Source organism: Herbaspirillum sp. NPDC101396 (genome assembly GCF_044767365.1).
Taxonomy (GTDB): Bacteria; Pseudomonadota; Gammaproteobacteria; order Burkholderiales; family Burkholderiaceae_D; genus Herbaspirillum.
Map to the genome: position 1 here is coordinate 955,525 of NZ_JBIWNT010000001.1, position 24,540 is coordinate 980,064.

Below are 24,540 nucleotides of genomic sequence, written 5' to 3' on the forward strand. Positions count from 1 at the left end.
GGTGCGTGAAAGCGGGTGCTGCGAGGATTGCAGCGCGCGGATATACTACTTCATTTCCCGCACGCCGTCTTTCGCGTTTGCCTGGTCTTTCGCGCTCCTGCGCTTTCCCAAAGGATTCATACATGCAATACCGCCCACTTGGCCGCACCAACATCAACGTCAGCCTGATCACACTCGGCACCATGACCTGGGGTGAACAGAACACCGAAGCTGAAGCGCACGCGCAGCTCGACTACGCCACCGAACGCGGCATCAACCTGATCGACGTCGCCGAGATGTATCCGGTGCCGCCCAAGGCGGAAACCCAGGGCCTGAGCGAACGCTACCTTGGCACCTGGCTCAGGAAGTCCGGCAAGCGCGACCAACTGCTGATCGCCACCAAGGCCACCGGCCCTGCCCGCAAGCCGCACAACCCGCGCCACGTGCGCGGCGGCATCAACAACTTCGACCGCGAAGGACTGACCGAGGCGCTCAACGGCAGCCTCGAACGCCTGCAGCTCGATCACGTCGACCTGTACCAGTTGCACTGGCCGGACCGCAGCGTCAACAGCTTCGGCCAGCTCAACTACAGCCACATCGCCGATGAAGAAACCGTCGCCATCGACGAGACCCTGAGCATCCTGTCCGAGTTCGTCAAGGCGGGCAAGATCCGCCACATCGGCCTGTCGAATGAAACCTCGTGGGGCGTGGCGCAGTTCCTGCGCGCGGCCGAGAAGTTCGATCTCGAGCGCATCGTCACGATCCAGAATCCTTACAATTTGCTGAATCGCAGTTTCGAAATCAACCTCGCTGAATTCGCCCACCGCGAGCAAGTCGGCCTGCTGGCCTATTCGCCGCTGGCCTTCGGCGTGCTGTCGGGCAAATATGAAAACGGCGCTCGCCCTGCCGGCGGTCGTCTGACTTTATTCGAACGCTTCGCCCGCTACACCAACCCCCAAGCCGAAGCGGCCGCCAAGGCCTATGTCGCACTCGCCCGCAAGCACGGCATCGATCCGGCGCAACTGGCGCTGGCCTATGTCAACAGCCGCCCTTTCGTGACGTCAAACATCATCGGCGCCACCACCCTGGAACAGCTGCGCAGCAACATCGACAGCCTGTCGGTGCAACTGTCGCCGGAAATCGTCGAGCAAATCGACGCGATCCACAAGACGCAGCCGAATCCGGCGCCCTGAACCCCGATTCAGCGTCCCAAACAAAAAGCCCGCCGGTTTGCGCCGACGGGCTTTTTTAATATTGCAGCGAATTACTTTGCGCCGAGATTGGCGGTCTCCTTGTAGATTTCCTGGATCAGGTCCTTGCCGACGCGCGACTCCATCGACTTGTGCACCGGCAGCAAGGCCTTGCGCCATTCGGCCTTTTCGGCGTCGGTCAGGTAATACACCTTGGTCTTGCCGGAAGCCTTGATCGCCGCCAGCGCATCTTCGTTCTCTTGCTGGGCGATGGCGTTGGCGTAGCGCGTTGCATCCTTCATGGCCGACTCAAGCTGGCCGCGCACATCCGCTGGCAGGCTATCCCAGAACTTCTTGTTCACGATCACCGCATAGCCGATGTAGCCGTGATCGGACACGGTCAGCTGCGATTGCACTTCATGCACTTTCTGGGAATAGATGTTCGACGGCGTATTTTCGCTGCCGTCGACCACACCGGTCTGCATCGCCTGGTAGACCTCGGAGAACGCCAGCACCTGCGGATTGGCTTTGAGCGCGCGGAACTGCTCGTCCAGCACCTTGGACGACTGGATGCGCATCTTCATGCCGCGAAAATCGTCGACCTTGTGCAATGGCTTGTTGGCGGTCATCACCTTCATGCCGTTGTCCCAGTAGGCCAGGCCCTTGATACCCTTGGTTTCCAGTTTCCTGAACAGGTTCTGGCCGATCGGTCCTTCCGTGATGCGCGCCAGCACAGCACGATTGGGGAAGATGTACGGCAGGTCGAAGACCTCATATTCCTTCACGCCCAGCGGACCGAACTTCGCCAGCGACGGCGCCAGCATCTGCACCGCGCCGAGCTGCAGCGCCTCCAGTTCTTCCTTGTCCTTGTAGAGCTGGCTGTTCGGGTAGACCTCGACCTTTACGCGCCCTTTGGTGCGTTCTTCGGCCAGTTGCTTGAACCGCTCCGCGCCCTTGCCCTTGGGCGTGTTGTTGGCCACCACGTGGCTGAACTTGATGACGATGGTCTGCTGCGCCAGCGCCGGTGTTGCCTGCAGTGCGAATGCCAGCAATGCTGCGGTCGTAGCCGCAGCGAATAGTTTTTTGGTCATGCTTTGTCTCCTTTGTGACGCCATTACAAAAACAAAAAAGCAATCAGAAAACGATCAGATCGCGCAATCCTTCCCCTGAAGCCAGACGGTCGAAGCCGCTGTTGATATCCGACAATGCCAGTCGCTGCCCCATCAGTTTGTCGATCGGCAAGCGGCCGCTTTTATAGAGACCGATGTAACGCGGGATGTCGCGCAGCGGCACGCAGGAGCCGATATAGCTGCCTTTGACCGTACGTTCCTCGGCGACCAGGCTGACTTGCTGCAAGGCCCATTTCTGGTCCGGTGCAGGCAGGCCTGCGGTGACCGTCATGCCGCCGCGGCGCGTCATGCGGTAGGCGGCTTCCATCGCTTGCACCGAGCCCGCCATTTCGAAGGCATAGTCGACGCCGCCCTTGGTCAGCGCCCTGACCTTTTCCACCGCGTCTGGGTCGCGCGCATTGACGGTGGCCGTCGCGCCCAAAGATTTGGCCAGCGCCAGCTTGCTGTCGTGCAGGTCGACCGCGATCACTTCGCGTGCACCGGACGCCAATGCGCCGAGCATGGCGCACAAGCCGACGCCGCCCAGCCCGAGCACGGCCGCGGTGGTGCCGGCCTTGACCTCGGCCGTGTTGACGGCGGCGCCGACGCCGGTCAGCACCGCACAGCCGAACAAGGCGGCTTCGATAGGATCAATGTCGGCCTCGACCTTGACGCAGGAGCGGCGCGACACCACGGCATGGTCGGCGAAGGCCGACACGCCCATGTGATGATTGACCGGCTTGTTCTGCGCGCGCAGACGCAATGCGCCCGACAGCAGTTGGCCCTTGGTGTTGGTTTCGGCGCCCGGTTCGCATAGCGCCGGACGGCCCTCCATGCACGGCAGGCAATGGCCGCAGCTCGGCACGAACACCAGCACCACGAGGTCGCCGCGCCGCAGGTCGGTGACGCCGGCGCCAACCTCGAGCACTTCACCCGAAGCTTCATGGCCCAGCGCCATCGGCACCGGCCGCGGACGTACCCCGGTAATCACCGACAAGTCGGAGTGGCACAGGCCGGCGGCGCGCATCTTGACCAGCACTTCGCCTGGTCCGGGCGCGTCGAGATCGAGTTCCTCAATACGCAAGGGACGGCTGCCGGCGAAAGGCTCGACGGTGGTTGTTTCTCTCAATACTGCTGCCTGAATCTTCATGATGTCTTCTCCGGTTCGAATGAATCCTCAGATGATACGACCACCGTCGACCGGCACTTCCATTCCGGTCAAAAAATGCGATGCATCGGTGGCGAGGAACACGGCGACGTTGGCAACATCCGCGCCTTCGCACATGCGTCCCAGCGGGATGGTGGCGATGAAGCGCGCACGATTCTCCGGCGTGTCGGGCACGCCCATGAACTGCTCCAGCAAGCCGGTTGCCCCCATTACCGGGCAGATCGCATGTACGCGGATGCGATCCGGCGCCAGTTCGACCGCCATCGATTTCGACAGCATGTTGACCGCGCCCTTGGAGCTGTTGTACCAGGTCAGCCCCGGACGTGGACGGATGCCCGCCACTGAACCGATATTGAGCATCACGCCGCCGCGGTCCTTCTGCTGCGCATTGCGTTGGCGCATCAGCGGCAGCACTGCGCGGGTCATGTGATAGATCGACTTGACGTTGATCGCGTACATGCGATCAAAGGTTGCCTCGTCGACATCCAGCATGGGCTGGTTGCGATGCGTGGTGCCGGCGTTGTTGACGATGATGTCCGGCGCGCCGAAGCGGTCGACGCAATGCTTGACGGCGGCGTTGACGTCGGTCGCGCTGGTGACGTCGCAGATCACGGCGCTGGCCGCGCTGCCGAGCTCATGCGCCAGCAATTGCGCGCCGTCGTAGTTGATGTCCGCCAGCACCACTTTGGCGCCCTCGCGTACATAGGCGCGTGCAATTTCAGCGCCGAAGCCGGAAGCCGCTCCAGTGACGATGGCGACCTTGTCGAGTAACTGAGTCATGGCGCGCCTTATTTGTAGTAATGGACGACAGTCTTGGTGGTGCTCATTTCTTCCAGCGCCAGCAAGCCCTTCTCGCGGCCGTGGCCGCTCTTCTTGACGCCGCCGAACGGTAATTCGACGCCGCCGCCGGCGCCGTAGCAGTTGATGAACACCTGGCCGCTCAGCACGCGCTGTGAGACGCGCGCCTGGCGTCCGCCGTTCTCGGTCCAGATGCCGGCAGCGAGGCCGAACTCAGTGGCGTTGGCCAGCTCGATGGCGTCTTCCTCGTCCTTGAACGGGATCGCCGACAGCACTGGTCCGAACACTTCCTTGCAGGCCAGCCGGTGATCGCGCGGCACGCGGCCGAAAAAGGCCGGCTTGACGAAATAACCGTCGGCCGGCAAGTCCTTGCCGAAGGCGCCTTCGGCCAGCAGCGGCACGCCCGATTCGACCGCCTCGCTGATGAACTTGCGCACGCGATCGTATTGCTTCTTGTTGACGATGGGGCCGCAATCGAGATCCATCTCGGGCGTGCCGACCGTCACCGCCTTGAAGCGCTCGGCCACCGCCGCGACAAACTTGTCGTAGATGCTTTCCTGCACCAGCAGGCGGCTGCCGGCCGAGCAAGTCTGGCCGGCGTTCTGCGTGATGGCCTTGACGATCACCGGCAGTGCCTTGTCGAAGTCGACGTCTTCAAACACGATCTGCGGCGACTTGCCGCCCAGCTCCAGCACGCAGGCCACGTGGTTGCGCGCAGTCGCTTCCTGCACCATGACGCCGACTTCAGGCGAGCCCGTGAAGGTGGCGAAATCGATGCCGGGATGGGCGGTGAGCGCCGCGCCGGCTTCATGGCCGTAGCCCGTGACCAGGTTCAGCGCGCCCGGCGGGAAGCCGGCTTCGATGGCCAGCTCGGCGATCTTGATGCCGCTCAGGCAGGCGTCTTCCGACGGCTTGAGCACGGTGGCGTTACCCATCGCCAGCGCCGGCGCCAGCGAACGGCCGAACATCTGCGCCGGATAATTCCACGGAATAATGTGCGCGGTCACGCCGTGCGGCACGCGCACCAGGCTGACGTTGTAGCCTTCCAGGTAAGGAATGGTTTCGCCGTGGATCTTGTCGGCGGCGGTGCCGTAGAACTCGAAATAGCGCGCCACCACCTTGACGTCGTTGCGCGCCACGGTGATCGGCTTGCCGGTGTCGCGCGCTTCCAGCTGGGCGATTTCCTCGGCGTTGGCGAGGATCAGTTCACCCAGCTTCTGCAGCAGGCGGCCGCGCTCGGTCGCGGTCATCCTGCCCCACGGCCCGCTCAATGCACGGCGTGCTGCGTCCACCGCCAGCTTGACGTCGGCTTCCCCACCGCGCGAAATGCTGCTGAACACCTTGGCATTACTGGGATCGATGACGTCGATGGTGCGTTCGTCCTGAGCCGCTTGCCAGCGGCCGTCTATCAGTATGGTTTTCATGGTTGTCTCCGGTAGGTTAAATTTTGGGTTCAGTTTTTCGGTTCAGTGCACGGGCGCAGCATGGGTCAGATGCGTCAATTCACCGCGCTCCAATGTGAGGGTGTCGTCGGGCAGGTCGCGCAACAGGCTGCGATTGGATTCGGTGACCACCACGCAGACTTCGCTGTCGATCTCGCGCAGACGGCGCAGCGATTCGCCGTACTGTGTCGCCAGCACCGGCGCCAGTCCCTGGAACGGCTCGTCCAGCAGCACCAGGCGTGTACCGGCCATCAGCGCGCGGCCGAGAGCGGCGATCTTGCCCTGGCCGCCGGACAGCGCAGCACCCGAGCGCGGCAGCATTTCCTTGAGCTGCGGCACCACCGTCAGGGCTTTCTCCAGGCGACGGTCGACTTCTGCAGTGGACAGGCCCAGCACGTCGCACGGCAGGCGCAGGTTTTCTTCCACGGTGAAGGTCGGGAACATCACCCGGTCTTCCGGCGCATAGCCGATGCCGAGCGCGACGCGGCCATGCGCCGGCACCGCAGCCAGGTCGCGGCCGTCGAACTCGATCACGCCTTCCTGCAGCGGAATCAGGCCCATGACGGCGCGCAGCAAGGTGGTCTTGCCGGCGCCGTTGCGGCCCACCACGGCCAGCAGGCCACCGGCGCGGAACTCCGTCTCGATCTGGCGCAGCACGGTGATGCCGGCGATGCGCGCGCTGACGTTCTTGATTTTCAGCATGTCATTCTCCGATCACGTTGCGGCGGATTTCGGGGTTGGCGAGCACTTCCTGTGGCGGTCCGTCGGCGGCGATACGGCCCGAAATCCAGGCCGCCACGCGCGTCGCGTACTGCGTCACGATGTCGACGTCATGCTCGACGAAGATCGAGGTGATCTTCTGCTCGTCGAGTACACGCATGATGATCGCCATCAGTCCGTGCTTTTCATCGGTGGACACGCCGCTGGTCGGTTCATCCATGATCAGCAGCTTGGGCTGCAACACCAGCGCCATGGCGATGTCGAGCAGTTTGCGCTGGCCTTCCGGCAGCAGCGAGCACAGTTCGTCGGCGCGGGCGCGCAGGCCGACCAGCTCCAGGATATGGTCGACTTCCGTGGCCGGGATCGCACGGCTGAGCGGAGTCCAGATACGCAAGCGGCCGGTCCGTCCGGCTGCCGCCAGCTGTATGCATTCGCGCACGGTGTGCTCGAGGAACAGCTGCGGCAACTGGAACGACCGGCCGATGCCGCGCTGGACGATGGCGCGCGGCGACAAACGCGTGACGTCGCGCCCGTCGAAGCTGACCGTACCCCCGCTGGGCCGGATGAAGCCGGTGCAGATGTTGATGAAGGTGGTCTTGCCGGCGCCGTTCTGGCCGATCACCGCCAGGCGTTCTCCGGGATGCAGCTCGAAGTTGATGTTGTCGGCCACGACAAGACCGCCGAAGGCGAGCTGCAGTCCGCTTGTTTGCAATAACGGCTGGGTCATTTCGGCTCCTTCCGGAACAGCAGGCCGGACAAGCCGGTCGGCACGAAGAACACCAGTCCGATCAGCACGAAGCCCAACACCATCTGCCAGGCGCCGGTGAACAGCGCCGCCGAGTACAGCTTGACGAACTCGAACACCAGCGCACCCAAGAAAGCACCGACCGGATGGCCGACGCCGCCGAGGATGGAGATGAACACGATCTCGCCCGAGCGCACCCAGTAGCCCATCTCCGGTGTCACCAGCCCCTGCATCAGCGCAAACATCGCGCCCGACAAGCCACACAGCGCAGCCGAGATGACGTAGCCGATCCACAGCGCCCGGTTAGCCGAGAGGCCGACGTATTCCAGCCGCGTCTCGTTGGTCTTGACCGCGGTCAGCGCCTGCCCGGCGATCGACATCATGTAGCGCTGAACGCCCCAGGCCAGCACCACCGCCAACACCACGGCCACGATCAGCAAGGTGGTTTCAAAGCCGTCACGCTCCATGCTTACGCCGAAGAAAGTCGGACGCGCCAGACGAATGCCGTCGGTGCCGCCAGTCAGGCTGTAGAACTTGCCGAGGATGGAGAACAGCACCATCGACAGCGCCAGGTTCAGCATGCCGAAGAAGATCGCCCGGTAACGCACCACGAACAAGCCGATCACCATGCCCATGACCGCGCCGAACACCGTGCCGAGCAGGATCAGCACAGCGCTGTCGAGCTCCGGCATGGCGCGCGCCGTGAAGGCCACCGCATAACCGGCCGCGCAGGAAAACATCGCATGGCCGAACGACAGTTGCCCGGAACGGATCAGGATGGAAACGCCCAGCGCGGCGATGCCGAAACTGGTGGCGACGACCATCGGTGTTTTAAGCCAGGGCCAGATCATCGGCAATCCCAGCGCAAACACCACCAGCAGGACGCCGGCTATTTTTATTTTCGGCGATATTATTGTTGACATCAGACTCTCCTCGCCTGGGCCACGGAGAACAATCCCTGTGGACGGAACAACAACACCAGCACCATGATCAGATACGGCACCAGCACTTCGCTTTCAGGCTGCAGATAGACCGCGAACGAACGCGTCAGGCCGATCAGGATCGCCGTGATCAGCGTGCCTTCGATCTGCCCGAGGCCGGCGGTGGCGACCACCGCGAACGACAGCACGATCATGTCGGCGCCGATGCCCGGCACCAGCGAAGTCGTCGGCGACGCCAGTGCGCCGCCGAGGGCGCCCAGCATCGAGCCGACCACGAAGGTCAGCAGGCAGATGCGACGGGCGTCGATGCCCATCGCCATTGCCACCTCGCGGTTGTGCGCCACGGCGACAATCTGGCGTCCGGTGCTGCTCGACTTGAGGAAATGCCGCAAGCCGAAGAACACCACCAGCGCCACGCCCGGCAACACCATCAGCTGATAGCGCGTGTACGTAATGCCAAGCACCTCGGCCACGCCGAGATAGTTGACGATGTCGGAAACGAAATAAGGCTGGGATCCCCAGATCAGCCGTTGCAGATCTTCAAAGATCATGAAGGCGGCGAAGGTCACCAGCAGCTGCAGTATCTGTTCCTTGTGATAGATACGGCGCAGCAGGAAGATTTCCATGACGGCTCCCATGACGGCGCCGACCACCAGCGCGGCCACCAGCAGCCAGACGAAGGACCACGCCGGCGAAAATTTCGCAGCGACCGCCCACATGCCGAGGGTCGCGGCGAAATAACCGCCGAAGGCGTACATGCTGCCGTGCGCCATGTTGAGGATCCGCATCACGCCGAACACCAGCGTCATACCCAGCGCCACCAGAAACAGCAGCGCCGCGTATGACAACCCGTCCAGCATGGCCAGCAAGAATAATTCCTGGTTCATGTTGTTGCTCAGTCAGTCCGGTCGGGGTTCAGTTGGCGATGGGCGGGAAGGTCTTGATGCGAGGATCGCGCAAGAGCTCCGGCTTGATGGTCTTGACCCAGTCCACCGACTTTTGTCCGACCGGCGCGATGGCCATTTCCGCCGGATAGATCTCGATCTTGTCGAGCACCGGGAATGGATAGGCGGCAGTCTTCTTGGTGGTGCCCAGCAACTGGTCTTCCAGGCCCTGGCCATCGGCGCGGATCTTCACTTCGCGCGTCAGTCCGCGGAAGTTCAGGCCGTGCATGGCGTCAGCCACCTGCTCGGTGCTCGGCCACTGACCCTTGTTGGCCTTGATCGCCTTGTCGTAACCGGCCACCATGCCGTCCAGCGCCTGGATCATGTGATAGACCGAGTAGATCGGATAGGCGCCGGTCTTGGCCTTGAACTTCTGCACGAAGTTCTTCAGCTTGGGATCATCCTTGAGCTCCGGATGCAGGAAGTAATGGTCACCGCGCGCGCCGACGATGACGCCGTCAGGCAGGGTCGTGCCCAGACGTTCCAGCGAGCTCTCCGCCAGCGGCAACACGAACAGCGAGTTCTTGATCAGGCCGCGTTGCGCCGACTGCCGCACGAAGGTGTCGAGATCGCCGCCCCATGAGGTCGACAGGATGACGTCCGGCCGCAGCGCCTGCAGGCGACTGATTTCGGTCGAGAAATCGCTGGCGCCGAATTTCGGAAACAACTCGGCCACCACCTTGACGTCAGGCTTCAGCATCTTCAGCGTGTGCGAGAACAGCTCCCACGAATCGCGGCCCCAGGCGTAGTCCTGGTTCACCACGGCGATGGTCTTGAAGTTCGGTTTCTGGCGCAGCAGGTACAGCACGCTGGCGACCATTTCGGTGGTGGCGTTGGCCTGGGTGCGCACGACGTAGCGATAGCGGCGCTCTTCCAGCACTTTCTCGGTGCCGCAATCCCACAGGATGTTGAGCACCTTGAGGTCTTCCGCCACCGGCGCGACGATGTTGCAGCTGCCGCTGGAGATCGAGCCGAGCATCACCTTGACGCCCTGCTCCTGCACCACGCGGCGATATTCGGACAGCAGCTTGTCGCCGCCCACGCCTTCATCGACAAAGGTCGGCACGACCTTGACGCCGTTGATACCACCCGCGGCGTTGAGGTCTTCCAGGTAGATTTCCGCAGCCTGCTTGGCCGGTACGCCGAATACCGAGGCCGGGCCGGAGGTGAAGGTGGTAATGCCGATTTTCAGTTCGGCCGGTTTGGTGGTTTGCGCCTGTGCGAGCGGCACAGCCAGTGCAGTCATGGCAAAGCCTGCGGCCAGCATCAGCCGGGTGATTTTTGTTGTAAACATATCTCCTCCAAGAATGGATACGTAATGCGATGGTGTGCGTCAGTGCATGAGCGGTGTCCGCCATGCATCCCCACGCTTGCTTGTTGTTGTGTTGTTTCGTACCGTGCCGTGCGTCCGGCGTGCAGAACCGCTGGGGTTGTCTCCTTGCGGCTTTGCGTTTCCTGCTTTTTTCTTTTGTATTTTTACTGCCTCTTACTGCTGTCACTGCTATCACTGCTGAATCAAATTAATTGCACCTCGCCGATCAGCCGCAGGAATTTTTCCGCCTGCATGATGACCGGCTTGTCGATCATTTTTCCGTTGAGCGAGATGGCGCCGCCGTCGCTCTGCGCCACCGCCGCCATGACCGCGCGAGCCCAGACGATTTCATCGGTGCTGGGCAGGAATCCCTGATTGACGATGCCGACCTGACGCGGATGGATGCACAGCTTGGCGCCGAAACCGATGCGGCGCGCACGGCTGACGGCATGCTCCAGAAAAGGCAAGTCGTCGAAGGTGGTCGTAACGCCGTCGACCGGTTGTGCGATGTTCGCCAGTCGCGAGGCAATGACCATCTCCACGCGCAGATGCGTCAGTTCGCTTTCCTGCGGTTCGCACTGGATGCCGAGATCGACCTGCAGGTCGATCGAACCGAACACCAGTCGCTCGACATGTTGCGCCCGCGCGATATCACGCATCTGTGCAATGCCGACTGCAGTTTCGATCAGCGGCAACAGACGCGAACGGCTGCGCGGACCGACGAAATGCTGGGCGATGTTGCGGATGGCATCGCAGTCATCCGCCTTGGGCAGCACGATGCCGGCGATCGGGGCATTGGCGAAGCAGCGCACGTCGTCGGCATACCACTCGGTGTCGGCGGCATTGATGCGCACCCACAGCTTGTCTTGCTGGTTGGCCTGCTGATTCGCTTGCTGCGTCAGCCAATCAGCCAGTGTGTCGCGCGCTTGCGTCTTGGCCGCCGGCGCTACCGCATCCTCCAGGTCCACGATGACCGCATCCGCGCCGCTGGCCAGCGCCTTGCCGTAGCGGTCGGGCCGGTTGGCGGGGACGAACAGGTAAGACCGCGCAAGCGGCGAGGCTGTCATCACACTGCTCCGCGTGCGCGCAAGGTGTCGATCTCGGTCTGTGCATAACCGAGTTTGCCGAGGATGGCGTCGGTATGCTGACCCAGCGCCGGAATGGCGTCCATGCGGAAGTCGAAGGTGTTGTTCACACCCGGCGGCAACAAGGCTGGCAAGTTGCCGGCCGGCGAACCGACTTCGGTCCAGCGCTCGCGCGCCGCGAGTTGCGGGTGCTCCCACAGGTCTTGCATGGTGTTGACGCTGGCGTTGGCGATCTGCGCCTGGTCGAGCCGGGCCACTACTTCCTGCGCGGTCAGCGGCGCGAACATGTCGAGGATCAGCTTGCGCAATTCGGTGCGGTTTTCATGACGACGCGAATTGGTCGAGAAACGTGCATCCTGCGCCAGCGCCGGATCCTGCAAGACGGATTCACAGAATACTTTCCATTCGCGCTCGTTCTGCAGGCCCAGCATGACCACCTTGCCGTCGCCTGCGGTGAACGGGCCATAAGGATAAATCGTGGCGTGCTCGGCGCCCGAACGCACCGGCGCCGATGCGCCCTGATAGGCGTAATACATCGGGAAGCTCATCCATTCGGTCAGCGACTCCAGCATCGACAGGTCAATGTGGCTGCCTGTGCCGTCGCGACCACGCTTGATCAGCGCCGCCAGGATGTGCGAGTACGCGTACATGCCGGCGGCGATGTCGGCAATCGAGCAGCCGGCCTTGGCTTGCTCGTCGGCGGTGCCGGTCACCGACAGGAAACCGGCCTCACTCTGGATCAGCAGGTCATAGGCTTTCTTGTCGCGATAAGGGCCGTTCTCGCCATAGCCGGAAATGTCGCAGACGATCAAGCGAGGATTCTTCTTGTGCAGCACCGCCGCCGACAGGCCGAGCCCGGCCGCGGCGCCGGGCGCGAGGTTCTGCACCAGCACGTCGGCTTCGTCCAGCAGCTTGTCGATGATGGCCTTGCCGTCCGCGTCCTTGAGGTTGAGCGTGAGGCTTTCCTTGGAACGGTTGGTCCAGACGAAATGCGACGACAGTCCGTTGACACGTTCATCGTAGCCGCGTGCGAAGTCGCCGACGCCGGGGCGTTCGACCTTGATCACGCGGGCGCCCATGTCGGCCAGCTGGCGCGTGCAGAACGGCGCGGCGATGGCGTGTTCCAGGCTGACGACGGTAATGCCTTCGAGAGGACGGATGGACGGCATCATGATTTATCTCGCGAATAAGTTGTTCAAGGCATCGTTCACGGCCGGCGCCGCATGCAGCTGCCAGGCGTGGGCGATGATGCGATCGGTTTCCTGCGGCGTGGCGGCGTTGGAGAAGCGGATCAGGCGCTGCGCCTTATCCTCCAGTTCGGGACGCGACAAGGTGTTGTCCGGGTCACCCTTGGGCACGTCGACGGCGGCGCTCAGATGACGGCCGTCAACGGTGTCGACCTCGACACGGCCGAGCCAGCGCGCCGGATAGGCGGTGTTGACCTCCTCGTCCAGCGTCATGCGGACCTTGTCGCGGAATACGCTGACCTTGCCGTCCTGCAGCGCATGCTGTTCGAACTCGCCCAGCCCCGCGCTCTGATGTACGGCGATCAGTCCCAGCACAGTGCCCATCGAGAACTTGGCCTGATGCACGGTCTGCGGATTGACCACCGGACCGAGCACGTCGATGGCGCCCTGGTGGACGCGCGTATTCACGGCGGCGATCTGATCGTGCTGCAAGCCTTCGCGTTGCATCAGCAATTGCAGCGCGTCGGCGGCGGGATGCGTATGGCGGCAGGAGGCATGGAATTTGAACGAGGTCTCGGCTGTGGCCCAACGCTCGCCGAGGCGATCGGTGAGCTTGGCCGGATCGGCGTCGGTCGACATGCCAGCTGCCATGCCTTGTGCGCCTTCGAGGATACGTTGCGCGCCGGTGAAACCATCGCGTGTGATGTAGGCGGCCAGCAAACCGTCCGCCGCGGCTTTGCCGGTATGCAGTTGTTTGGAATCGGCGGCGTCGCGCAAGAATTCCCACAAACCGGCTGCCTGCGTACCAGCCGACCCGAGCGCGTGCAGGAATTGATCGGCGTTGAAACCCATCAGCTTGCCGACCGCCACCGCTGCGGCCAGGGTGCCGGCCGTGCCGGTGGTGTGGAAGATGCGGTAGTGCGAACGGCCGAGGAATTCGCCGATACGGATGCCCGCTTCGTATCCCGCCACGGCCGCCACCAGCAAACCGGCGCCCGACTTGCCGAGATCCTGCGCCGCCGCCAGCGCCGCCGGGAACACCACAGCCGCCGGATGGAACACGGAGCCGTTGTGGACGTCGTCCTGCTCCACCAGATGCGACGAGGCGCCGTTGACCAGCGCGGCGAAATACGGCGAGCTGTTCTTGCGACTGACGAGAATGGTGCTGGGTCCATTGGACGGTCCCATCTTCTCGACGTAGCGTTCCATGATGTCGATCTGGCGTGCACCCTTGCCTGCCAATGCCGAGGCGAACCAGTCGAGGTAGAGGTCTTCGGTGCGCGCGATCACGGACGCGGGGATGTCTGCGTAACGCAGACCGGCGAGGAACTCGCTCAGGACGCGTGAAGGATGGGATGAATTCGAGCTCATGGCCGGTTCCTCAGAAAGACCGCGGCAGGCCGAGGATGTGCTCGGCCACGTAGGAGTAGATCAGGTTGGTGGAAATCGGCGCGACCTGGTACAGGCGCGTCTCACGGAACTTGCGCTCGACGTCGTATTCGCAGGCGAAGCCGAAGCCGCCGTGCGTTTGCAGGCAGACGTTGGCTGCTTCCCACGAAGCCTTGGCGGCAAGGAACTTGGCCATGTTGGCTTGCGCGCCGCAGGGCTGGTGAGCGTCGAACAGTTCACAGGCCTTGAAGCGCATCAGGTTGGCGGCTTCCAGTTCGATGTAGCTGTCGGCGATCGGAAATTGCACGCCCTGGTTCATGCCGATCGGACGGTCGAACACCACGCGCTCCTTGGCGTATTGCGCGGCCTTCTCTATGAACCAGTAACCGTCGCCGATGCATTCTGCGGCGATCAGCGTGCGCTCGGCGTTGAGGCCGTCGAGGATGTATTTGAAGCCTTTGCCCTCTTCGCCGATCAGGTTCTCGACGGGGATTTCGAGGTTGTCGAAGAACAGTTCATTGGTCTCGTGGTTGACCATGTTGAGGATCGGCCGCACCGACATGCCGTTGGCGATGGCATGCTTGAGATCGACCAGGAAGATCGACATGCCTTCCGACTTCTTCTTGACCTGGTCCAGCGGCGTGGTGCGCGCCAGCAGGATCATCAGATCGGAATGCTGAATGCGCGAGATCCATACCTTCTGACCGTTGACAACGTACTTGTCGCCCTTCTTGACGGCGGTGGTCTTGATCTTGGTGGTGTCGGTGCCGGTGGTCGGCTCGGTCACGCCCATCGACTGCAGGCGCAATTCACCGCTGGCGATCTTGGGCAGATACAGTTGCTTCTGCTCGGCGGAACCGTGGCGCAGCAAGGTGCCCATGTTGTACATCTGGCCGTGGCAGGCGCCGGAGTTGCCTCCGGTGCGATTGATTTCTTCCATGATCACCGAGGCTTCGGTCAGGCCTAGGCCCGAGCCGCCATACTCTGCCGGAATCAGCGCCGCCAGCCAGCCGGCCTTGGTCAGCGCATCGACGAACTCCTCCGGATAACCGCGCGCTTCATCGACCTTGCGCCAGTACTCGGGAGGAAAGGTGCTGCAAAGATCGCGCACGGCGTCGCGCAAGTCCTGATAGGCGTCCGATGGAGAGGACTGATGGGACATCGATAATTCTCCTGCTGATTGAGTGAAATGACTAAGGTGTTTTGTCTGAAGTTTTTATCGTCAGGCCAGCACGGCCTCGGCTTGCATCGCCAGTTCGCCGCGCAGGTTCTGCGCCCACAGTTCGGCGCGCTTGCCGTCGGCCGATAACTTGCCGCAGACCTCAAAGGTTTCGATGTCGAACAGGCTGCCGACGGCGCGGAAGTTGAACTCCACCAGGCGCGCCAGCGGCAGGCTGCGGCCCAGCAGATCGACCAGCAGCGTGGCGATCAGCGGACCATGCACGATCAGGCCGGGATAGCCTTCGACGCCGGTGACGTAGCTGCGGTCGTAGTGGATGCGATGGCCGTTAAAGGTCAGCGCCGAGTAGCGGAACAGCAGCACCGGATCGGGCTCGATGCGGCGGCGCCAGTCGGCTTCCACCGGCGCCTGCTTCGGCGCAACAGGGGCTGTGCCAGGTTGCGGCATGCCGCGATAGACGATGTCGTGTTCTTCATGAACCGCGACCTTGCCGTTGTGCGCAATCTCGTGCGCCACCGTGACGAAAGCCAGCTCGCCGGTCTTGCCCTTCTTGACGTCGACGCTGGCGATGCGCGAGGTCTTGGTTGCCGTCGCGCCGATCAGCAGCGGCGCGGCAAAACGCAGACGGCCGCCGGCCCACATGCGGCGCGGCAGCGGCACCGGCGGAAGGAAGCCGCCGCGACGCGGATGACCGTCGTCGCCGACTTCCGACTGGCGGCACGTGGTCCAGAAATAGATCCAGTGCCACAGCGGCGGCAGCGCGTCGCCCGCAGCCGGCGTCTGTGGATGGTCAAGCGTGGCGGCCAGTGCGGCGGCGAAGCCTGGGTTGATGGTGTCGCTGTGGCTTTCAGTCTTGCCGACCCATTGACGCAACAGCGTCAGGTCGATGTCATGCTGGCTCATGGAATGCTCTGCTGAGGTGTCGATGAAGTGAACCAGGAGTAAGCGCCGGTTCACGAATGGAGCAGAGTCTGAGCGCCGCTAGTTGTCAAAACAATCTGTATTTTCTGAAGGGGGGCATCGTCTGACGTGAAGTCACTCATGTGCGGCCGCATCATTTTTTCAGGGAATTTTCGCGGGCGCCGCGCGGACATTGGCGTCAGGGCGCAGCATTTGCGCCGCGCCCTTCGGCTGCTATAGTGGCGACACGCCGCCATCCCTGCGGCAAAGATTGTTCTTCAATCAACATTCCACGAGAGATCCATGAAGAAAACCCACCTGATGTCGCTCATCGCAGCACTCGCCTGTACTACTTCGGCGGCCTCCTTCGCCCAGACCAACGCCGACAACGCGCTGTTGCAAGCCGCACAAAAACGCAAGGATGTATTGGTCAAGGATCTTGGCACGCTGGTCAATATCGACTCCGGCACCGACGACGCCAAAGGCCTGGCGCAGGTCGAAGCGATGCTGGCGCAGCGCCTGAAGGAAGTCGGCGCCAGCGTCGAGATCGTCGCCGCGCCACCGGCCGCCGGCAAGATGGTGATCGGCAAGCTGCAAGGCAGCGGCAGCAAGAACATCATGCTGATGATCCACTACGACACCGTGTTCGGCGTCGGCGAAGCGACCAAACGACCGTTCAAGATCACCGGCAACAAGGCCTTCGGTCCGGGCGTGGCCGACGCCAAGGGTGGCGCGCTGCTGATCGTGTATGCGCTCGACATCGCGCGCGAACGCGGCTTCAAGGATTACAAGACGCTGACCGTGCTGTTCAATCCCGACGAAGAAAAAAGCTCGCTCGGTTCGCGCGACATGATCACCAAGCTGTCGGCCGACCAGGACTACGTGCTGGTGTTCGAACCGCCTGAAGCCGACGTCGTGACCGTCGCCACCAACGGCATCGCCTACGTCCACCTCGACGTCAAGGGCCGCGCCTCGCACGCCGGCTCCGCGCCGGAAGCCGGCCGTAACGCCGCCGTGGAATTGTCCAACCAGATCATCCAGCTCAAGGACCTCGGCAGCCAAGCCAAGGGCACCACCGTCAACTGGACCGTGATCCAGGCCGGTGACCGCGTCAACATCATTCCTGAAAAAGCCAGTGCCACCGCCGACATGCGCATGTCCGACGTCGGTGAAATCCAGCGCGTGCAAGCCGATGCCGACAAGATCATCCAGAAGAAGCTGATCCCCGAGACCGAAGTCAAGGTCAAGGTGGAAAACCGTCGTCCGCCATTCAGCAAGAACGCCGACAGCGACCGCCTGGCCGCCACCGCCGACAGCATCTACAAGGAACTGGGCAAGTCGATCACGCCGGTATCCATGCGCTACGGCACCGACGCCGGCTTCGCCTACAACCCCAAGACCGGCAAGCCCATCGTGCTCGACGGCATGGGCATAGTCGGCGACCGCATCCACTCCTCCGACGAATGGGCAGATCTGGACAGCGTGGTGCCGCGCCTGTACCTGACGGTGCGCATGATGGAAGCGATGGGCAAGGGAAAGTAATACCCTCCCCGACCATGCACGTCAAAACGGGCCCTCGCGGCCCGTTTTCACCATTTCCGATTGTTTCCGATTTTCCTGCAGGAGAACTCATGAAGGTCAGACGTATTGTCGCCAATATACGCACCGAAGCCGTCGATCAGGCCGCAGCGTTCTATCGTGGCGTCTTCGGACTCGATGTGCTGATGGATCATGGCTGGATCGCCACCTATGGCTCGGATGCACAGATGCACGTGCAGATCAGTTTCGCCTCGGAAGGCGGTTCGGGCACGCCGGTGCCGGACCTGTCGATTGAAGTCGATGACATCGAAACTGCATTGCTGCGCGTGCAAAAGATGAACCTCCCGCTTGAGTACGGCCCCGCTGACGAACCCTGGGGCGTGCGGCGTTTTTATGTACGGGATCCGTTCGGCAAACTGGTCAACGTGCTGGCGCATATCAAGCAGTAAGCCCCGGCGCGGAAGAAAAAATACCGCATGGAAACTTCCTGAAAATAGCAACACAAACACAACGGACCGGCATGGTCCGTTGTGTTTTCTGACGTTACAATTGCTGCGTACCGTTCCGGTACGAGCGATCACAACGAAGCAATGAATAATATAAATCGGGCATGGGAACGCCCACGATGGTGGTTTTTTATCCTGTTGCCGCTGGTGCATTTCGCCAGCGTCAAGCTCACCTTTTTCTGTGCCGTCACGCCCGAGAATGAAGTTGTCGTCTGGTTGCCCAACGCCGTCTTGCTGGCGGCGCTCATGCGTTTTCGCGGCCGGCGCGGATGGCTCATGGCGCTGCTCGCCTTCGCCTCCGACTTGACCGCCAATCTTGCCGTGTTCACACTGCCCGTCGCCGTGCAGCTGGGCATCATCAACCTGATCGAAGTCGTCGTCACCTACTTGCTCATGCGCCGAGCGGGCGCATCGTCCGATCTGAAACGCGTGGAAGACCTGCGCAAATTCACCATCGCCGGCCCGCTGGTCGGCACCCTGCTGGCGAGCCTGATGGCCGCCGCCGTGCTCAAGACGCAGATGGCGACCGACGCGCCGTATCTGACGCTGACGCGACTGTGGTGGTTCGGCGATGCGCTCGGCATGATGATCTACACACCACTGCTGCTGGCCCTGACGCAGACCAAAACGGCCGACCATGAGCGTATCGTGTTACGCAAGTCGGATGCCCTGGCGCTGCTGGTGATCATCGTGCTTGCGGGCGTGATTTTTTCAACTTATGGCGGCGCCGTCGACGGCATCTCCCTGACGCCGACACTGCTGCTGCCGATGGTGCTGTACATCGCGGTGCGCTTCGGCACCCGCTGGACGACGCTGACGGTGGCGCTGGTGTCGCTCGCCATTTCGATGATGCTGACCAGCGGCCACAAACCGTTTGGCGATGTCTCGGTGCATCTGGAGATTGTCCGCGCGCAGGAGTTCATCCTGACGCTGTGCATCGTCGGCATCGGCTTCTCAATCCTGATGGATGAATTGCGCGTGCGCGAACGCGGACTGGAAGCGCGCGTGCGGCAACGCACCCACGAGCTGGAAGACTCCAACAGCAGGCTCGCCACGCTGAGCCAAACCGACGGCCTGACCGGCATCGCCAATAGGCGCCGCTTCGACGAAGTGTTCGCTGCGGAATGGAGCCGCGCCGGACGCAGCAGCCAACCCCTGGCGCTGGCGATGCTGGACGTTGATTATTTCAAGGCCTACAACGACACCTACGGACACCAGTGCGGCGACGACTGCCTGCGCGCCATCGCCAATTTGCTCGGCAACAACATCCGCCGCGCCGGCGATCTTGCGGCGCGCTACGGCGGCGAAGAATTTGCCTTCATCGCACCGATGACGGATCGCGACAACGCACTCGGCATCGCCGAAGCCATCCGCCGCGCGCTGGAGCAACTGTCCTTGCCGCACGCCGCCTCGCCCTTCCATGTCGTCACCGCCAGCATCGGCATTGCCGTCGTCATTCCGGGCAAAGGCGATACGCCGCAAGCGCTGCTGCAGATGGCGGATGCAGCGCTGTACCAGGCCAAGCAGCAAGGACGCAATCAGGTGGTCCCGGCCGGTTGATCGGAACGCCCGCCACAGTCGTTCAGATTTTAGGCGTAATATAAGTCGGGATAAAACAGACCGGCTCCCGCATGCCGGCACTCACTTCAGAGAGACATCATGCTATTCGACCTCACCGACCTGCGGCTGTTCATCCTGATCGCCGAACTCAACAGCCTCACGCGCAGCGCCGAGCGCATGAACCTGTCGCTGGCGGCGACCAGCAACCGCATCAAGGAACTCGAGACCCGCTTCGGCATGCGCCTGCTCTACCGCGAAAGCAAGGGCGTGCAACTGACGCCAGCGGGCCAAACCTTCCTCTCGCATGCGCAGCAATTCATGCAGCAGGTCGAGCGCCTCAAGGGCGACATGCAGCAGTACAACAACGGCATCAAGGGTTACATCCGTATCTTCGCCAACACCACGGCGGTGACGGAGTTCATGCCCGAAATCCTCGGCAAATTCCTCACGCTGCATCCGCAGGTCAACGTCGCTCTGGAAGAACGGCTGAATCACGACATCATGCGCGGCATCCAGGAAGGCACGGCCGACATCGGCATCGTCGCCGGACCGGTGCAAGGAGAAGGACTGGAGATTTTGAATTTTTCAACCGACCGGCTGGTCCTCGCCACCGCGCTGGAGCATCCCTTGGCCGGCATCGGCAAGGTTTCCTTCGCCGAGACGCTGGAATATGAACACGTCGGCCTGCATGAAGGCAGCACGCTGCATCACTTCCTCAACCGCATCGTGTCGGAAAGCGGCCAGCGTCTGAAGTTGCGAATCCAGGTGCGCAGCTTTGAAGCGATGTGCCGCATGGTGGAGACCAACGTCGGCATCGGCATCGTGCCGCACTCAGCGGCGTTGCGTCACAAGCAGACCATGCAATTGAGCCTGACCGAACTGACCGATCCGTGGAGCGTGCGCGAGCGCAGCATGGTGGTGCAGAGCCTCGATGCCCTGCCCCTGTACGCGCGCGACCTGGTCGAATTCATCCGGCAGCAAACGGCGCAGGTGCCGCCGGTGCCTGTGGAAAAAGAAGCTGCTTGATCTTGTTCGAAGGGCTGCTCAGCCGTGCGTCATCATCCAGGCGGCTATCGCAATCAGCGCGCCGCAAAACAGCATGCGCAAGCGCCGCTCCGGCAAATGATGCGCCAACGCCACTCCCCAGGAAATACTGAGCACGCCGCCCAGCGCCAACGGAATGCCAACGCTCCAGTCGACATGGCCGGCGCTGGCGTAAGTCCATAGCGCCACCAGCGTTCCCGGCGTCACCATCGCCAGACCCAGGCCTTGCGCCGCGGTCTGCGTCATGCCGAACAAACCGACCAGCCCCGGCACCGCCACGATGGCGCCGCCGACGCTGAAGAACCCCGCCGAAGCCCCTGCTGCGAGTCCCATGAGGAAGATGTATTTCTGCGGCAGGCGCGCGCGCGGGATCATCTCCTTTTGCTTGCGCAGCAAGGTCCACAGGTAATACAAGGCCAGCACCACCATGAACAAGGCGAATGCCAGATGCAGCGAGCGCGCCTCAATTGACGTTGCGAAGCGTGCCGCGAAGTAAGTCGTGAACACCGCCGGCACAGCCATTTGCAGCGCCGCGCTGAGTTCGATCTTGTTGCGCTGCTTATAGCGCCAGAAGCCGATCACCACGTTCGGCACGATCATCACCAGCGCGGTTCCCTGCGCCAGTTGCTGGTCCATGCCATAGAGGAACCCGAGCACCGGAATCGCGATCAGCCCGCCGCCGATGCCGAACAGACCACCGATGGCGCCGAGCACGCCGCCGAGAAAGAAGTTGACCACGACGGTGAAATACAAAGAATGCATCATAGGTGTAAAGTACGCACTTGGCCGGACAAGTCCCGTTGCAAAAACACAGAGGACTTGCCGAACCGGCGACCCAAAAGGAGATAGGCGTGAGTAACGGAAGTAGCGGGGTTCTGGTAGTAGTACTTGAAGCGGGCGTGGTGATCATCATTGCGTTGGCGATTTACCTGATCCGAAAAAAATAAACGAATCATCGTACGCAACCCCGGCAACACCGCAGCCATGCCCTCCTCAAGCTGTCCGCCAGTTTATCAGCCAGCCTTCGCCGTCACAAGCGAAGCACGCGATCTGCTCAGAAACGCCCGATGAAATTCTTTAATCCGGCGCAGCACTGTATCGACCACGCAATAATGTGACACCCCCAACATTAAGGAATCAGCAATCATGGATCTAGGACTTCAAGGAAAAATCGCCCTCGTCTGCGGCGCCAGCAAAGGCCTCGGCTACGCCTGCGCCGAACACCTGGCACGCGAAGGCGCCCACGTCGTCATCGTCGCCCGCAGCCAGGACACGCTCGACCAGGCCGCTGAAAAACTGCGCGCGCTGGGCAACATCAAGGTCATCGCCGTCGCCACCGACATCGCCACACCTGAAGGCCGCGCCAAGGCGCTGGCTGCAGTCGACGAAATCGCCGGCGAGCCGGGCCACGGTCCCGACATCCTCGTCAACAACGCCGGCGGTCCGCCGCTGGGCGACTTCCGCGACTGGGACCGCGAGATCTGGCTCAAGGCCATCGACGCCAACATGCTGACACCGGTCGAGCTGATCAAGGCCACCGTCGACCAGATGATCAAGCGCGGCTGGGGCCGCGTCATCAACATCACCAGCAGCTCGGTCAAGGCGCCCCGCTACGACCTCGGCCTGTCCAACGGCGCCCGCTCGGGCCTGACCGGTTTCGTCGCCGGCGTCTCGCGCCACATCGCCAAGAGCGGCGTGACGATCAACAACTTGCTTCCCGGCAGCTTCGAAACTGACCGCCTGCGCAGCAGCTTCGTCGGCTCCGCCAAACTGACCGGCGAAACGCCTGAAGAAGTCCGCATACAGCGCATGGCAGAAACCCCGGCCGGCCGCTTCGGCGACCCGGACGAATTCGGCGCCACCTGCGCGTTCCTGTGCAGCAAGCATGCGGGCTACATCAACGGCCAGAACGTGCTGATGGACGGCGGCGCTTACCCGGGCATTTTCTAAAAAACTGAAAAGGACGACGGCCGGGAGAGTCATGTATAATGCCCGGCTTGCGCAGGAAGGTTGGCAGAGCGGTTGAATGCACCAGTCTTGAAAACTGGCGAGGGTGTGAGCCCTTCGTGAGTTCGAATCTCACACCTTCCGCCATTTATTTAAAAACGCCCATTCATGGGCGTTTTTGTTTTTGGAAGGTAGTAAGCCGCCTGCGCGGCTTACGCGTGAGATTCGAAGGGAATCGCTTGCAAGCGATTCAGCGGCCTGCAGCATGTAGGCGAATCTCACACCTTCCGCCACTTGATATAAAAAACGCCCTTTACGGGCGTTTTTTGTTTTGCTAACGAGAAACGTCTGCAAACGAATCAGAACAACTTCTTCCAGCTCTCCTCCCTGTCCTCCCGCGTATTCACTTCAATCATGATCCCCTCGGGCATCCGGCAAAAGAACCGCGAACCGCGCGAGTTATTGAAAACCTCGGTCTCCATCAACACGCCTTGTTCCTTGAAGGTCCGGTAAAGCTGCTTCACCTCCGCCAGCGTAGCCATCTCGAAACCGAAATGGAAATTCGCAGGCCAGCTGATTTCATCGTTGGTGTGGTCGAGCACGATATCGAAGCCGTCCCGTTTCAGGAGGATATGTTCGCCGACGGCGACAATCTGGCAGCCGAAATGCTGTTCAAAAAAGGCAGCGGTGGCGATGGGATTCTTTGTGGGCAGGCTGAGGTGATTCAGCGGCCCGGTGCATTGAGTCGTCATATAAAAATTCTCTCTTAAATTCAGGAATAAGGATGCTTGTTCTTCACGCCGGATTCATGACCGCAAACATGGCGTCGTAGCCGCCATCACGCTCCGCCCAGCGCCGAGGGAGATCGCGCTCGAGGAGCACTTCGCCGCGTGGCGTATCGCTGTTTTCCAGCAGGCGCAGCACCTCCGCCAAATAGTCTTGCAGCGGCATCGCACGCGGATCATTAATCTGATGGGCCCCGGTCAAGCCGGTCTGCACGTAAGGCGGTGAAAGTTCCAGCACCTCGATGGGAAAACCGCGCATCTGGTGTCGCAGCGATTGCAACCAGGAATGCAGGAACGCCTTGCTGGCGCAGTACGTCGGAAAATCCGCGCGCGGCACGAAGGCCAGCGCGGAACTGGTCGCCAGAAATGCCGCGTTGGGCTTTCCTTTGAGCAGCGGCAAGATCGCAGCCGCAACGCGCAGCACGCCCAGGATATTGGTCTGGACGATCGCTTCCGCATCATCCGCGGTCCAGTCATCAGACGCCATGTCCTCGATGTGCGATATGCCTGCATTCGCAATCAGCACGTTGAGCTGCGGAAAACGCTCACGCATCTGAAGCGACAGCTGCGCCAATGACGTCGCGTCATTCACATCGAGTTTCAGCCCGACAAGGCCGGGACGCGCGTTCGTGATTTCGTCAAGCAGGGCCTGACGGCGCCCCGTGACGATGACACGATTGCCGCGATCATGCAGCGCCTCGGCCAGCGCGCGGCCGATGCCACTGGTGCCGCCGGTCAGGAGAATGGTATTGCCGGTGAGTTTCATTGAATTACCTTTTAGTTCGGTTGCGGTAAAGCCGCCAACCAGACCCGCAAGGTTCTGCCTCTCCCTCCGGATCGCCTTGTAAAGAATCAACAAGGCGAACACGGTCCAGCCGATGTCCTTCGCGCAAGCGGCGGATATCGAAAACTGGCAAATCTGTCATCTGAAAATTCCAGATAGGCGTATGCCCAGGAGGGCAGAATATGCGGTCATCGTAACGGCGTCCTGAATCATCGGGAACTGCCCTGCTGGGCTCCTCTCGAAGGGGACGCGTTGGATGACGGTAACGCCTACGGCAATCGGTGGA

The 24,540-nt window shown here is 61.9% G+C and carries 23 protein-coding genes and 1 tRNA gene; 7 read left to right on the forward strand and 17 right to left on the reverse strand.

Annotated elements, in window-relative coordinates; genetic code table 11:
* Positions 1-122 precede the first annotated feature (122 nt).
* Positions 123-1,172 (forward strand): NADP(H)-dependent aldo-keto reductase, encoded by a 1,050-nt coding sequence (locus ACIROY_RS04280; protein WP_402339926.1) that lies wholly within the window; start codon positions 123-125, stop codon positions 1,170-1,172.
* A 71-nt stretch (positions 1,173-1,243) separates the two neighbouring features.
* Here the strand turns inward: ACIROY_RS04280 and ACIROY_RS04285 are convergent, their stop codons facing one another.
* The 14 genes from ACIROY_RS04285 to ACIROY_RS04350 all read right to left on the reverse strand — a co-directional run bounded on the left by ACIROY_RS04285 (position 1,244) and on the right by ACIROY_RS04350 (position 16,092).
* Positions 1,244-2,260 carry a TRAP transporter substrate-binding protein gene (locus ACIROY_RS04285; RefSeq protein WP_402339929.1) on the reverse strand — a complete coding sequence of 339 codons (1,017 nt, stop codon included), beginning with the start codon at positions 2,258-2,260 and terminating at the stop codon, positions 1,244-1,246.
* 43 nt (positions 2,261-2,303) lie between these two features.
* Positions 2,304-3,428 carry a zinc-dependent alcohol dehydrogenase family protein gene (locus ACIROY_RS04290; protein WP_402270798.1) on the reverse strand — a complete coding sequence of 375 codons (1,125 nt, stop codon included), beginning with the start codon at positions 3,426-3,428 and terminating at the stop codon, positions 2,304-2,306.
* Positions 3,429-3,455: 27 nt separating this feature from the next.
* Positions 3,456-4,226: an SDR family oxidoreductase gene (locus ACIROY_RS04295; RefSeq protein ID WP_402270796.1), complete on the reverse strand. Its 771-nt coding sequence runs from the start codon at positions 4,224-4,226 to the stop codon at positions 3,456-3,458.
* An 8-nt stretch (positions 4,227-4,234) separates the two neighbouring features.
* The gene (locus tag ACIROY_RS04300; RefSeq protein ID WP_402339932.1) at positions 4,235-5,668 is read right to left on the reverse strand and encodes an aldehyde dehydrogenase family protein; all 1,434 of its coding nucleotides are present in this window, start codon (positions 5,666-5,668) and stop codon (positions 4,235-4,237) included.
* Positions 5,669-5,710: 42 nt separating this feature from the next.
* Positions 5,711-6,388, reverse strand: a complete 678-nt coding sequence (locus ACIROY_RS04305) for an ABC transporter ATP-binding protein (protein ID WP_402339935.1) — start codon at positions 6,386-6,388, stop codon at positions 5,711-5,713.
* 1 nt (position 6,389) lies between these two features.
* A complete protein-coding gene (locus ACIROY_RS04310) occupies positions 6,390-7,133 on the reverse strand; it encodes an ABC transporter ATP-binding protein (protein ID WP_402339938.1) in 744 nt (247 codons plus the stop codon).
* Positions 7,130-8,074, reverse strand: a complete 945-nt coding sequence (locus ACIROY_RS04315) for a branched-chain amino acid ABC transporter permease (RefSeq protein WP_402339941.1) — start codon at positions 8,072-8,074, stop codon at positions 7,130-7,132. The genes ACIROY_RS04310 and ACIROY_RS04315 overlap by 4 nt, the downstream gene beginning before the upstream one ends.
* Complete coding sequence (locus ACIROY_RS04320; protein WP_116433031.1) at positions 8,074-8,979, reverse strand: branched-chain amino acid ABC transporter permease; 906 nt, start codon at positions 8,977-8,979, stop codon at positions 8,074-8,076. Before ACIROY_RS04320 ends, ACIROY_RS04315 begins: the two co-directional genes overlap by 1 nt.
* 28 nt (positions 8,980-9,007) lie before the next feature.
* Positions 9,008-10,330: an ABC transporter substrate-binding protein gene (locus ACIROY_RS04325; protein ID WP_402270785.1), complete on the reverse strand. Its 1,323-nt coding sequence runs from the start codon at positions 10,328-10,330 to the stop codon at positions 9,008-9,010.
* Positions 10,331-10,551: 221 nt separating this feature from the next.
* Complete coding sequence (locus ACIROY_RS04330; protein ID WP_402339944.1) at positions 10,552-11,415, reverse strand: HpcH/HpaI aldolase/citrate lyase family protein; 864 nt, start codon at positions 11,413-11,415, stop codon at positions 10,552-10,554.
* Positions 11,415-12,605 (reverse strand): CaiB/BaiF CoA transferase family protein, encoded by a 1,191-nt coding sequence (locus ACIROY_RS04335; RefSeq protein ID WP_402270781.1) that lies wholly within the window; start codon positions 12,603-12,605, stop codon positions 11,415-11,417. Before ACIROY_RS04335 ends, ACIROY_RS04330 begins: the two co-directional genes overlap by 1 nt.
* 3 nt (positions 12,606-12,608) lie before the next feature.
* The gene (locus ACIROY_RS04340; RefSeq protein ID WP_402339946.1) at positions 12,609-13,991 is read right to left on the reverse strand and encodes an MmgE/PrpD family protein; all 1,383 of its coding nucleotides are present in this window, start codon (positions 13,989-13,991) and stop codon (positions 12,609-12,611) included.
* Between the two features lie 10 nt (positions 13,992-14,001).
* On the reverse strand, positions 14,002-15,171 hold the full coding sequence (locus ACIROY_RS04345) for an acyl-CoA dehydrogenase family protein (protein ID WP_402270777.1): 1,170 nt from the start codon (positions 15,169-15,171) through the stop codon (positions 14,002-14,004).
* Positions 15,172-15,231: 60 nt separating this feature from the next.
* Positions 15,232-16,092, reverse strand: coding sequence for a MaoC family dehydratase N-terminal domain-containing protein (locus ACIROY_RS04350; RefSeq protein WP_402339949.1), 861 nt, complete (start codon positions 16,090-16,092; stop codon positions 15,232-15,234).
* 300 nt (positions 16,093-16,392) lie between these two features.
* On the opposite strand from ACIROY_RS04350, the gene ACIROY_RS04355 reads away from it, so the two are divergent.
* The 4 genes from ACIROY_RS04355 to ACIROY_RS04370 all read left to right on the forward strand — a co-directional run bounded on the left by ACIROY_RS04355 (position 16,393) and on the right by ACIROY_RS04370 (position 20,720).
* A complete protein-coding gene (locus ACIROY_RS04355) occupies positions 16,393-17,631 on the forward strand; it encodes a glutamate carboxypeptidase (protein ID WP_402270772.1) in 1,239 nt (412 codons plus the stop codon).
* Positions 17,632-17,720: 89 nt separating this feature from the next.
* Positions 17,721-18,077, forward strand: a complete 357-nt coding sequence (locus ACIROY_RS04360) for a VOC family protein (RefSeq protein WP_402270771.1) — start codon at positions 17,721-17,723, stop codon at positions 18,075-18,077.
* A gap of 141 nt (positions 18,078-18,218) precedes the next feature.
* Positions 18,219-19,694 (forward strand): diguanylate cyclase domain-containing protein, encoded by a 1,476-nt coding sequence (locus tag ACIROY_RS04365; protein ID WP_402270768.1) that lies wholly within the window; start codon positions 18,219-18,221, stop codon positions 19,692-19,694.
* Between the two features lie 99 nt (positions 19,695-19,793).
* Positions 19,794-20,720 (forward strand): LysR family transcriptional regulator, encoded by a 927-nt coding sequence (locus ACIROY_RS04370; protein WP_402270766.1) that lies wholly within the window; start codon positions 19,794-19,796, stop codon positions 20,718-20,720.
* Between the two features lie 18 nt (positions 20,721-20,738).
* Here the strand turns inward: ACIROY_RS04370 and ACIROY_RS04375 are convergent, their stop codons facing one another.
* Positions 20,739-21,503: a sulfite exporter TauE/SafE family protein gene (locus tag ACIROY_RS04375; protein ID WP_402270763.1), complete on the reverse strand. Its 765-nt coding sequence runs from the start codon at positions 21,501-21,503 to the stop codon at positions 20,739-20,741.
* Between the two features lie 381 nt (positions 21,504-21,884).
* On the opposite strand from ACIROY_RS04375, the gene ACIROY_RS04380 reads away from it, so the two are divergent.
* Entirely contained in the window at positions 21,885-22,688 is an 804-nt protein-coding gene (locus tag ACIROY_RS04380) for an SDR family oxidoreductase (protein ID WP_402270761.1), read from the forward strand.
* Between the two features lie 54 nt (positions 22,689-22,742).
* Positions 22,743-22,832, forward strand: a tRNA-Ser gene (locus tag ACIROY_RS04385).
* 212 nt (positions 22,833-23,044) lie between these two features.
* Here ACIROY_RS04385 and ACIROY_RS04390 read toward each other — a convergent pair.
* Positions 23,045-23,437 (reverse strand): VOC family protein, encoded by a 393-nt coding sequence (locus ACIROY_RS04390; protein ID WP_402339953.1) that lies wholly within the window; start codon positions 23,435-23,437, stop codon positions 23,045-23,047.
* A gap of 43 nt (positions 23,438-23,480) precedes the next feature.
* Positions 23,481-24,338, reverse strand: coding sequence for an SDR family oxidoreductase (locus ACIROY_RS04395; protein ID WP_402339956.1), 858 nt, complete (start codon positions 24,336-24,338; stop codon positions 23,481-23,483).
* Positions 24,339-24,540: the final 202 nt, after the last annotated feature.

Coding starts and splice junctions, on each gene's coding strand:
- ACIROY_RS04280 (WP_402339926.1), top strand. CDS start 123: ATGCAATACCGCCCACTTGGCCGCACCAACATCAACGTCAGCCTGATC.
- ACIROY_RS04285 (WP_402339929.1), bottom strand. CDS start 2,260: ATGACCAAAAAACTATTCGCTGCGGCTACGACCGCAGCATTGCTGGCA.
- ACIROY_RS04290 (WP_402270798.1), bottom strand. CDS start 3,428: ATGAAGATTCAGGCAGCAGTATTGAGAGAAACAACCACCGTCGAGCCT.
- ACIROY_RS04295 (WP_402270796.1), bottom strand. CDS start 4,226: ATGACTCAGTTACTCGACAAGGTCGCCATCGTCACTGGAGCGGCTTCC.
- ACIROY_RS04300 (WP_402339932.1), bottom strand. CDS start 5,668: ATGAAAACCATACTGATAGACGGCCGCTGGCAAGCGGCTCAGGACGAA.
- ACIROY_RS04305 (WP_402339935.1), bottom strand. CDS start 6,388: ATGCTGAAAATCAAGAACGTCAGCGCGCGCATCGCCGGCATCACCGTG.
- ACIROY_RS04310 (WP_402339938.1), bottom strand. CDS start 7,133: ATGACCCAGCCGTTATTGCAAACAAGCGGACTGCAGCTCGCCTTCGGC.
- ACIROY_RS04315 (WP_402339941.1), bottom strand. CDS start 8,074: ATGTCAACAATAATATCGCCGAAAATAAAAATAGCCGGCGTCCTGCTG.
- ACIROY_RS04320 (WP_116433031.1), bottom strand. CDS start 8,979: ATGAACCAGGAATTATTCTTGCTGGCCATGCTGGACGGGTTGTCATAC.
- ACIROY_RS04325 (WP_402270785.1), bottom strand. CDS start 10,330: ATGTTTACAACAAAAATCACCCGGCTGATGCTGGCCGCAGGCTTTGCC.
- ACIROY_RS04330 (WP_402339944.1), bottom strand. CDS start 11,415: ATGACAGCCTCGCCGCTTGCGCGGTCTTACCTGTTCGTCCCCGCCAAC.
- ACIROY_RS04335 (WP_402270781.1), bottom strand. CDS start 12,605: ATGATGCCGTCCATCCGTCCTCTCGAAGGCATTACCGTCGTCAGCCTG.
- ACIROY_RS04340 (WP_402339946.1), bottom strand. CDS start 13,991: ATGAGCTCGAATTCATCCCATCCTTCACGCGTCCTGAGCGAGTTCCTC.
- ACIROY_RS04345 (WP_402270777.1), bottom strand. CDS start 15,171: ATGTCCCATCAGTCCTCTCCATCGGACGCCTATCAGGACTTGCGCGAC.
- ACIROY_RS04350 (WP_402339949.1), bottom strand. CDS start 16,092: ATGAGCCAGCATGACATCGACCTGACGCTGTTGCGTCAATGGGTCGGC.
- ACIROY_RS04355 (WP_402270772.1), top strand. CDS start 16,393: ATGAAGAAAACCCACCTGATGTCGCTCATCGCAGCACTCGCCTGTACT.
- ACIROY_RS04360 (WP_402270771.1), top strand. CDS start 17,721: ATGAAGGTCAGACGTATTGTCGCCAATATACGCACCGAAGCCGTCGAT.
- ACIROY_RS04365 (WP_402270768.1), top strand. CDS start 18,219: ATGAATAATATAAATCGGGCATGGGAACGCCCACGATGGTGGTTTTTT.
- ACIROY_RS04370 (WP_402270766.1), top strand. CDS start 19,794: ATGCTATTCGACCTCACCGACCTGCGGCTGTTCATCCTGATCGCCGAA.
- ACIROY_RS04375 (WP_402270763.1), bottom strand. CDS start 21,503: ATGATGCATTCTTTGTATTTCACCGTCGTGGTCAACTTCTTTCTCGGC.
- ACIROY_RS04380 (WP_402270761.1), top strand. CDS start 21,885: ATGGATCTAGGACTTCAAGGAAAAATCGCCCTCGTCTGCGGCGCCAGC.
- ACIROY_RS04390 (WP_402339953.1), bottom strand. CDS start 23,437: ATGACGACTCAATGCACCGGGCCGCTGAATCACCTCAGCCTGCCCACA.